Origin of the sequence: Selenomonas sp. oral taxon 892 str. F0426 (assembly GCF_000468035.1) — a bacterium.
Taxonomy (GTDB): Bacteria; Bacillota; Negativicutes; order Selenomonadales; family Selenomonadaceae; genus Centipeda.
Genome location: NZ_KI260530.1, coordinates 56,192 through 58,849 on the forward strand (window position 1 = coordinate 56,192; position 2,658 = coordinate 58,849).

The window sequence follows — 2,658 nt, forward strand, 5'->3', positions numbered from 1 at the left end:
ACGCGTCAGCGTGACGGTGGGGGCGCTTTGAGCGATATAGGTTTTCTATCGTGAGAAAGCATCAGGAGATACGAGCGCCCCTATCGCCTCGCTTTGCTCGGCACTTCCCCCGTCGCGGACGGGGGAAGCTGAGTACCGTTATTAAAAGCCTCCCCTGCCAGAGCGGGGGAGGTGGCACGCGTCAGCGTGACGGTGGGGGCGCTTTGAGCGCGCAAGGATACGCTTTGATTGAGATGAAATCAAACAACATTTTACAGAATACAGAGGAGAAACTATGTGTTTAGCAGTTCCGGCGAAAGTCGTTGAGATAAATGATCAGCTTGCCTCGGTAGAAGTGCAGGGGGTACGCCGCGCGGCGAGCATGATGCTCCTGCCGGAGGCACGCGTCGGTGACTATGTGCTCGTCCATGCGGGCTTTGCGATGCAGATCGTCGATCACGAGGAGGCGGAGCGCATTGAGGCACTGCGTGCGGAGATGCGCGGGGCACCGCGTACGGTGGAGAGTCTCGGATGAGAAGTGCACAGGAGACACAGCGACAAGCGGCTGAGATACTCGCGGAGATGCACGCTCTCCTCAATGGACGGAGCATCCGTATCATGGAGGTTTGCGGCACGCATACGGTTGCGATTTTCCGTGCAGGGCTGCGGCAGATTCTCCCTGAGGGCATTGAACTCGTCTCAGGACCCGGCTGCCCCGTCTGCGTGACGGCGGATGACTACATCGACGCGGCGATTGCCTATGCAGGGATGGAGGACGTTATCATTACGACATTCGGCGATATGCTGAAAGTCCCCGGTACACGCTCCAGTCTCGCCGAGGCGCAGGCTGCGGGCGCGGATGTGCGCATCGTTTACTCGCCGCTCGACGCGCTCACGGTCGCAGCGGAAAACTCGAGCAAGCAGGTTGTATTCCTTGCCGTTGGCTTTGAGACGACGGCGCCGACGGAGGCAGCGGCTGTGATCGCGGCTGAGGCGCAGGGGCTCGGGAACTTCTTTTTGCTGTCCGCGCAAAAGCTCGTCCCGCCCGTGATGCGTGCGCTCCTCGACGGCGGGGAAACTCATGTCGACGGGTTTCTCCTCCCCGGTCATGTCTCTGTCGTGACGGGGACGGAGATTTTTGACTTCCTCGCGCAGGATTATGGCCTGCCGGGCGTCGTGGGCGGATTTGAGCCGCTCGAGATTCTGCGCGCTCTGCATCGAATCGTGCGCCAGATCGGGGAAGGAGAGCCGCGGATCGAGAATGCCTATGAGACGGTTGTACGGCGTGAGGGAAACCCTGTCGCGCGTGCGGCGATTGACCGCGTCTACGAGCCTGCGACTGTGCGCTGGCGCGGACTGGGTGAGATCCCCGGATCGGGGCTCTCCATGCGTGAGGAGTATGCGGCTTTTGATTTTGCACGCGTGCGTCCACTTTCCATTAACGTGCCCGGAGATGGACGAAACGGCTGCCGCTGCGGTGAGGTACTGCGCGGCGTGATCGTGCCGCGGGACTGTGCGCTCTTTGGCAGGGCGTGCGTGCCGGAGCATGCGATCGGACCGTGCATGGTGTCAGTCGAGGGGACATGTGCCGCATGGTATAAATATGGGGGAGGAAAATTCCGCTATGGAGCATGAGGTCATTACACTTGCGCATGGTGCGGGCGGGCAGCTGAGCCATGCGCTGATGGAGGAGGTCGTTCTGCCGGAGCTGGGCAATACGATCCTCAACATGCTCCATGACGGTGCAGTCCTGCCGATTGCAGGGCGCGCGGCGTTTACGACGGACTCCTACGTCGTGCAGCCGCATTTCTTCCCCGGTGGGAGCATCGGGCGGCTTGCCGTCTGCGGGACGGTCAATGATCTCGCGATGACGGGGGCGGTGCCGCGCTGGCTCTCGCTTGCCGTCATCCTTGAGGAGGGCTTCCCAATCACCACATTGCGCCGCATCGTGCGTGATATCCGTACGGCAGCCGAGGAGGCGGGCGTTCTCATCGTCACGGGTGATACGAAGGTCGTGCCGCGCGGCTGCGGTGACGGCATCTACATCAACACGGCGGGCATCGGTGAAATGATTGAGGGTGTGGACATCGCGCCCGTGAATGTAAGGCCGGGCATGAACATCATCGTATCAGGCACGCTCGGTGATCATGCGGCGACGGTGATGGCGGCGCGGCACAATCTGACGCTCCCGCCGGAGATCGTGAGCGACAGCGCTCCGCTCTGCCATATGACGGCGGCGATGCTTGCGGCGGCGCCGTCGATTGCCGTCCTGCGGGACCCAACGCGCGGCGGTGTGGCGGCGTCGCTGAACGAGATTGCGCGCGCGGCGGGTGTCGGCATCCTCCTCGAGGGGAGCGCGATCCCCGTACGCCCGGAGGTACAGGGCGTCTGCGATCTCCTCGGGTTCGATCCGCTGACCCTTGCGAATGAGGGCAAACTGATCGCATTTGTTCCGCCTGCGGATACGGACGCTGTCCTCGCTGTCATGCATGAGAATCCGTATGGACGAGAGGCGTGTGTGATCGGCCAAACGACAGCAGAGGCGCCTGGGGAGGTCGGTCTCCGTACGGCGCTCGGCGGCATCCGCATCGTCGATCTGCCGCTCGGGGAACTTGTGCCTAGGATTTGCTGAGGGGGCGACCTACCTAGGGAAGCACTGATAAATTCAGCCGCGCCATC

The 2,658-nt window shown here is 62.2% G+C and carries 3 protein-coding genes; all 3 read left to right on the top strand.

Annotated features, from left to right (window positions below):
* The first annotated feature begins 274 nt into the window (after window positions 1-274).
* The 3 genes from HMPREF1992_RS03225 to hypE are packed head-to-tail and all read left to right on the top strand — an operon-like array spanning window position 275 to window position 2,611.
* The gene (locus HMPREF1992_RS03225) at window positions 275-514 is read left to right on the top strand and encodes a HypC/HybG/HupF family hydrogenase formation chaperone (RefSeq protein WP_021684398.1); all 240 of its coding nucleotides are present in this window, start codon (window positions 275-277) and stop codon (window positions 512-514) included.
* A complete protein-coding gene (gene hypD / locus HMPREF1992_RS03230) occupies window positions 511-1,614 on the top strand; it encodes a hydrogenase formation protein HypD (protein ID WP_021684399.1) in 1,104 nt (367 codons plus the stop codon). Before HMPREF1992_RS03225 ends, hypD begins: the two co-directional genes overlap by 4 nt.
* On the top strand, window positions 1,604-2,611 hold the full coding sequence (hypE, locus tag HMPREF1992_RS03235) for a hydrogenase expression/formation protein HypE (protein ID WP_021684400.1): 1,008 nt from the start codon (window positions 1,604-1,606) through the stop codon (window positions 2,609-2,611). The genes hypD and hypE overlap by 11 nt, the downstream gene beginning before the upstream one ends.
* The last annotated feature ends 47 nt before the right edge of the window (window positions 2,612-2,658 follow it).